Annotated in this window: 6 protein-coding genes and 1 pseudogene; 4 read left to right on the top strand and 3 right to left on the bottom strand. The window is 65.9% G+C overall.

Annotation, left to right across the window (positions count from 1 at the left end; translation table 11 throughout):
• Positions 1-78 precede the first annotated feature (78 nt).
• The 4 genes from rsmG (at position 79) to JOZ00_RS22230 (ending at position 3,843) form a co-directional block, all read left to right on the top strand.
• Complete coding sequence (gene rsmG / locus JOZ00_RS22245) at positions 79-810, top strand: 16S rRNA (guanine(527)-N(7))-methyltransferase RsmG (protein WP_293348104.1); 732 nt, start codon at positions 79-81, stop codon at positions 808-810.
• 137 nt (positions 811-947) lie between these two features.
• A complete protein-coding gene (locus tag JOZ00_RS22240) occupies positions 948-1,829 on the top strand; it encodes a ParA family protein (RefSeq protein WP_293348107.1) in 882 nt (293 codons plus the stop codon).
• Positions 1,830-1,852: 23 nt separating this feature from the next.
• Positions 1,853-2,836, top strand: coding sequence for a ParB/RepB/Spo0J family partition protein (locus tag JOZ00_RS22235; RefSeq protein WP_293348101.1), 984 nt, complete (start codon positions 1,853-1,855; stop codon positions 2,834-2,836).
• Between the two features lie 254 nt (positions 2,837-3,090).
• A complete protein-coding gene (locus JOZ00_RS22230) occupies positions 3,091-3,843 on the top strand; it encodes an acetyltransferase (RefSeq protein ID WP_293348098.1) in 753 nt (250 codons plus the stop codon).
• Here the strand turns inward: JOZ00_RS22230 and JOZ00_RS22225 are convergent.
• The 3 genes and pseudogenes from JOZ00_RS22225 to JOZ00_RS22215 form a co-directional block, all read right to left on the bottom strand.
• Positions 3,840-5,060 carry an N-acetylmuramoyl-L-alanine amidase gene (locus tag JOZ00_RS22225; protein ID WP_293348095.1) on the bottom strand — a complete coding sequence of 407 codons (1,221 nt, stop codon included), beginning with the start codon at positions 5,058-5,060 and terminating at the stop codon, positions 3,840-3,842. The two genes, JOZ00_RS22230 and JOZ00_RS22225, sit on opposite strands and share 4 nt — an antisense overlap.
• Before the next feature lie 134 nt (positions 5,061-5,194).
• Positions 5,195-5,548 (bottom strand): thioredoxin, encoded by a 354-nt coding sequence (trxA, locus tag JOZ00_RS22220; protein ID WP_293348092.1) that lies wholly within the window; start codon positions 5,546-5,548, stop codon positions 5,195-5,197.
• Positions 5,545-5,829 (bottom strand): annotated as a pseudogene (locus JOZ00_RS22215) (thioredoxin-disulfide reductase); the annotation flags it as partial. The pseudogene JOZ00_RS22215 and the gene trxA, both read right to left, overlap by 4 nt.

Here is a 5,829-nt window from a genome sequence, read left to right as displayed (position 1 = left end):
CCGGTCCGAGGCAACAGTGCGCGAGCCTATTCCGAGGATGTTTCACGTGAAACCGAAACTGCGTGAGCCAACCGGCGGATGTTTCACGTGAAACATGGCGAGGCCGACAAGCCCGCCTCGGCGGGTGGGAGCGAACTCGGCGGTACCCCGGAGGACGCGGTGGCGATCTTCGGCGAACGCGTTGACATTGCCCGGCGGTACGCCGAGTGGCTTGCCGGCCCCGGGGTGGAGCGAGGATTGCTCGGGCCGCGAGAGGTCGATCGCATCTGGGATCGCCACCTATTAAATAGTGTCGCCGCCGAGGAGCTCCTCGACGATGGCGAGCGGGTGATCGACGTCGGCAGCGGGGCAGGGTTGCCCGGCATCCCGTTGGCGATCGCGCGGCCGGATCTGGAGGTCGTCCTCCTGGAGCCGCTGCTGCGCCGGAGTGAATTTCTCAACGAGGTCATCGACGAACTAGGGTTGGCCGTCGAGGTGGTTCGCGGCCGAGCCGAGGAACCGTGGGTCCGCAGCCGATTCGGGGAGAGGGATGCCGCGGTGTCGCGAGCGGTTGCAGCGTTGGACAAGCTGACGAAGTGGTGCATGCCGTTGCTTCGGCCCGGCGGGCGGATGCTCGCGATCAAAGGGGAGCGCGGTGCCGAAGAACTTGAACAACACCGGCGTGGGATGGCGTCGTTGGGCGCCGTCGATGCGAGGGTGATGACATGTGGCGCGAACTATTTGCGTCCGCCCGCAACCGTAGTGTTGGCGCGACGCGGCCAGCAGCCGCGCCACAAGTCGGCACGGAATGGGAAGGCCGGAAGTCGATGAATACTTCAAGCGATTGGTCGATTTCGCGCGGCTCCCAAGAGGCGGCGCCGGCGACGCTCGACGCCGCGGCGCCGACGGTTGACTCCGCTCCGGAAGCGACGGCCCCCGCCGAACCCGACGCCGCAGTCCCCGCGCCGATGCATGTTTCACGTGAAACATCGGACAACTTCGACACCCCGATCGGGGCCGCGGCCGAGCGGGCCATGCGGGTCGTGCACGCGACCTATCCGCCGCTGCGGCGGCCGAGTCACCGGCGCGTCCTTACCGTGGCGAACCAGAAGGGTGGGGTGGGGAAGACCACGACCGCCGTAAACCTGGCCGCTGCGCTGTCGCTGCAGGGACTCAAGACACTCGTCATCGATCTCGATCCGCAGGGGAACGCGAGCACGGCGCTCGGCATCACCGATCGCCAATCCGGGACGCCGTCCTCTTATGAGGTGCTGCTGGGCGAGGAGTCCATTGAGTCCGCGCTGCGGCGCAGCCCGCACAACGACCGACTGTTCTGCGTCCCGTCGACGATCGATCTGGCCGGCGCCGAGATCGAATTGGTGAGCATGGTCGCGCGCGAGAACCGGTTGCGCACCGCACTGGCGGAGTTGGATCACTTCGACTTCGACTTCGTTTTCGTCGACTGCCCACCGTCGCTCGGACTCCTGACGATCAACGCGCTCGTCGCCGCGCCCGAGGTGATGATCCCGATCCAATGCGAGTACTACGCGCTCGAAGGCGTCTCTCAACTGATGCGCAACATCGAGATGGTGAAGGCGCACCTCAATCCGCAACTCGACGTCACCACCGTGGTGCTGACGATGTACGACGGCCGCACCAAACTCGCCGACCAGGTCGCCGAAGAGGTGCGCAATTACTTCGGGCCCAAGGTGTTGCGGACGGTAATCCCGCGCAGCGTCAAGGTTTCTGAGGCGCCGGGCTACAGCATGACGATCATTGATTACGACCCCGGCTCGCGCGGGGCGATGAGCTATCTCGACGCAAGCCGCGAGCTTGCCGAACGCGACTGATAACCATCCGTGAAGGGACGACCATGACGCAGCCGTTACGTAAGAAGGGTGGCCTCGGCCGGGGACTGGCTTCGCTGATCCCGACCGGCCCGGCGGACGGCGATTCCGGTCCAGCCACCCTGGGTCCGCGGATGGGGGCAGCGGCGGCCGACGCTCTGCTCGGTGGGCCGCCGCCCGCCGCCGCCGACGTGGGCGCGGTGTACCGCGAAATCGCCCCCTCGGAGATCGAGCCGAACCCGCGCCAGCCGCGCCAGGTCTTCGACGAAGAGGCACTGTCCGAACTCATCCACTCCATTCGCGAGTTCGGCCTCTTGCAACCGATCGTGGTGCGGGCCGCCACCGACTCGAAGTCCGGCGCGCGATACCAAATCGTGATGGGGGAGCGGCGCTGGCGTGCCGCGCAAGAGGCGGGTCTGGCGACGATTCCGACCATCGTGCGCGAGACGGGCGATGACAATCTGTTGCGGGACGCCCTGTTGGAAAACATCCATCGTGTGCAGCTGAACCCGTTGGAAGAGGCGGCCGCCTACCAGCAGCTGCTGGACGAGTTCGGCGTCACCCACGATGAACTTGCCTCCCGAATCGGGCGTTCGCGTCCGCTGATCACCAACATGATCCGGTTGCTCAAACTGCCGATCCCCGTGCAGCGCCGAGTGGCGGCGGGTGTGCTGTCGGCGGGGCACGCGCGTGCGCTGCTGTCACTCGAAGCCGGCCACGAGGCGCAGGAGGAACTGGCCAGCCGGATCGTCGCGGAGGGCCTCTCGGTGCGGGCCACCGAGGAAGCGGTCACGCTGGCCAACAGGGGAGGGGCGAGCACCCCGGCGGCGCCGCGACGCAAGCCGATCCAAATGCCGGGTCTGCAAGACGTCGCCGACAAGCTCTCGACCGCCTTCGATACCCGCGTGACGGTCAGCCTCGGCAAGCGCAAGGGGAAGATCGTGGTCGAGTTCGGCTCGGTGGACGATCTGCAACGGATCATGGACATGATGACCGTTACCAAACCATGACCTACCACCCACTGTAATTACGTCACTGTGACACCGACGACCGGAAATCGCGGCTTCGTTGCCGTCGCATAACGAATCAGCATGTGCATCAAGGGGATTCGGCAACGGGCGGACAGACACCACGATCCAGCGGTTGTTCGTGCGCGATAACCGGCGTGGCCACCCCAAAGCTGGCCGGATGAGGACAACCTCTCCTATCCTGGAGGGGTTGCCGGTGGAATTGGCTGCAGTACCGCACAGGAGCCAGGAGGCTAGTGTCCGCTCGAATCACACCGCTGCGCCTCGAGGCCTTCGAGCAACTTCCCAAGCACGCTCGCCGCTGTGTCTACTGGGAAGTCGACCCCGCGACCCTCGGTAATCAAGACCACCTCGCCGACCCCGAATTCGAAAAGGAAGCGTGGTTGTCGATGGTGATGCTGGAGTGGGGTTCCTGCGGGCAGGTCGCGACCGCGCCCCGCGACGAGCGCAGCCACACAGACCCGCCGTGCCTGGGCTACGTCTTCTACGCGCCGCCGAGCGCGGTGCCGCGGGTGCAGCGATTCCCCACCGCGCCCGTGTCGGCGGATGCGATCCTGCTGACATCGATGGGTATCGAGCCCGGGCAGGACGCCGACGATCTCCCGCATGGGCTCATCGCCCGTGTTATCGACGAGTTGGTTCGACGTGGAGTCCGGGCGCTCGAGGCTTTCGGCCGCACGCCGGCGGCATCGGAGCTCCAAGACCCGCTCGTCGCAAGCCCCGATGTGCGACCGGTGCTGGAGGCCCTCGGCGACTGCTCGGTGGAGCACTGTGTCATCGATGCCGAATTCCTGCAGGACGTGGGTTTCGTTGTGGTGGCGCCACATACGTATTTCCCGCGGCTGCGACTTGAGCTGGACAAGGGCCTCGGATGGAAGGCCGAAGTCGAGGCCGCCCTGGAGCGCCTGCTGGAAAACGCACAATTGCAACAGCCGGTCGGCGCCGGGTCTGCGGCGGCCAACGCGGTCAACACCGCTCGACGCGGTTAGGAGCCACCCATCCTGCTGGCCCGCTCCACGGACAGTTCGTGCGCCAGCAGTTCGGCGAAAGTGAATGTGCCAGTGGGCCGGTCGTTCTTGCCCAGCAGATAGAGCCGCTTGACCGCGGCGAGGATGCCCTCGGCGATGGCGTCGCGGGTCTGCGTCGAGACCAGCATCGCGCGGTCGTGTGAATTGGTAATGTAGCCGACGTCGACCTGCACGGTCGGCATCCGCGTCAGACGCAGCAGATCCCACGTCCGGCCGTGCGTGCGGCAATCCCGTAAGCCGGTGCGGGCCACCACTTCTCGCTGGATGAAGTCGGCGAGGTTGCGGCCGATCGTGGAGACCGAGCCGTGTGAGTTCCCGAAGTGGAAGGAAGCCACGCCGTTAGCGGCTGGGCTGGGCTGGGTTTCGCAACGCAGGCTGATCATCAGGTCCGCGCCGACGTTGTTGGCGGTGGCGGCGCGTTCGGCGTCCGATGGGCTGCGGTTGACCGGCCGCGACAGGAAGGTCTCCATGCCGATGGCGGTCATCCGTCCCTCGAGCCGGCTTGCCAAGTCCCACAACGCGTCTGCTTCGCTGATCGGTCCGGTGGGCCCCTGGATGAGAAGGCCGTGGTCCGCGCCGCCGCGGCCCGGATCGATGATGATCCGTTTGCCGGACAGTTTGGGGCCTGAGCTGCGCACGAGTTCTTCTTCGCGAATCGCGTGGGGCGAGCCGCCCGTGACGCGCGAACTCAGAAAGTACAAGGAGCGCAACGTTTCTGGGCCGCAGATGCCGTCGGCGGACAGTCCGTATTCGCGCTGATACGACATCAGGGCGTTGTGGGTCTGCAACCCGAAGTGCCCGTCGACCAGGCCGGTGTAGAACCCGAGATCCTGTAGCCGCGCCTGCAGCGTGGCGACGTCGTCACCGTAGAGGGGGGCGCCGAACTGGTGGTAGAGCGTGCGGGCCCCGAGGCGGTACGACGCTTCCTTCAGCGCCCGGTACGTGGCCTCGCCGACGATGCCGTCCACGAGCAACCCACGTTGCTGCTGGAAGGCGCGCACAGCCTGATCGAGTTCGGCGTCGAAGAGCTCGGGTGAGACGTGCTGGCCGGTGCTGAAGTCTTCATCGGGGCTGTCCAGCAGACTTAGCGTCGCCAGCGTGGCCCTGATCTCGGTCACAGCTGCGCTGCGGTCTCCACAGCGCAGCGCGTCGCCGTATTCGCGGCGCGGACTCGACATACCAAAGGCCCTCCGGGGACACACTGACAGGCTCGTAACGGGCAACAGCTAACGGCTATTGTCGCAGATGCTTCCCATATTCGGGAAAACCGCAGGCTAACCGCGGGGCGTGGTGTGGCGATTTAGATCAAAGATCAACCGAGGTTGGGAACCGCGTCGGAAAGCTCCCGCAGCAACGCGGCCTTGCCTTTCGCGCCGACGATGCGCTTCACCGGTTGGCCGTCCTTGAACAGGATCAGCGTCGGGATCGACACCACCTGGAAGTCGCGCGCGGTCTCGGGGTTGGCGTCCACGTCCAGCTTGGCGACGGTGAGTTGATCGCTTCGCTCACTGGCGATCTCCTCGAGAACGGGCGCGACCATCTTGCACGGACCACACCACGTCGCCCAAAAGTCAACCAGCACAGGCTTTCCGCTGGACAGAACGTCACTCGAAAACGACGCGTCGGAGACTTCTATTGTCGCCCCGGCTTTTTCGGCGTTGGTCATCGTCGTGCTCCAATCAATGTGTCGGTACTGCCAGGAAATTCGGTTGCGTCGCCCTTGGCGGCCGCGCTTGCTTCTTCGTGGTCGGCGAGCCAGCGTTCGGCGTCGATGGCGGCCGCGCAGCCGCTGCCGGCGGCGGTCACCGCCTGGCGGTAGGTGCGGTCCACCAGATCCCCGGCGGCAAACACCCCGTCGATCGAGGTGCTGGTGGTGCGCCCGCGCACCAACACATAGCCCTCGGGGTCGGTCTCCACCACATCGCGCACCAGCTCTGACCGCGGGTC

The sequence above is a fragment of the Mycobacterium sp. genome (genome assembly GCF_019243155.1).
GTDB lineage: Bacteria > Actinomycetota > Actinomycetes > Mycobacteriales > Mycobacteriaceae > Mycobacterium.
The sequence above is the reverse complement of the archived record's forward strand: the minus strand, read 5'-3'. Positions and strand labels throughout refer to the sequence as shown.